The sequence below is a fragment of the Actinoplanes rectilineatus genome (assembly GCF_000962825.1).
GTDB lineage: Bacteria > Actinomycetota > Actinomycetes > Mycobacteriales > Micromonosporaceae > Actinoplanes > Actinoplanes rectilineatus.
On the sequence record NZ_JZKF01000286.1, the window covers coordinates 1 to 289 of the forward strand.

Consider the following 289-nt stretch of genomic DNA (forward strand, 5'->3'; position numbering starts at 1 on the left):
CCCGTCGAGATCACCGGCAATCCCGACGACACCACCCACCAGGCCCGCTGGAACACCAACGACAACCCGGCCGTCCTCGTCCACGAGGTCATGCACTACCTCGGCCTCAACGAGGGCTACAAGGCGGACCACCACCTCTTCAACACCCAGGACCGCCCCGGCGTCATGGGACCCGAGGCACTCGACCCCGACGGCCCCACCCGCTACCTGCACGACAAAGACCTGCAACTCATCCAGAACGTCTCGGACACCGCCGGACCGGTCAACAACCTCACCCCGGCGAACACAC

1 protein-coding gene is annotated in these 289 nt (G+C 66.1%); it reads left to right on the plus strand.

Going from position 1 to position 289, the window contains the following annotated elements; all coding sequences use genetic code 11:
* Positions 1–289 (plus strand): hypothetical protein (locus WH85_RS52115; protein WP_045748626.1); only part of this gene is annotated, 289 nt, incomplete at both ends.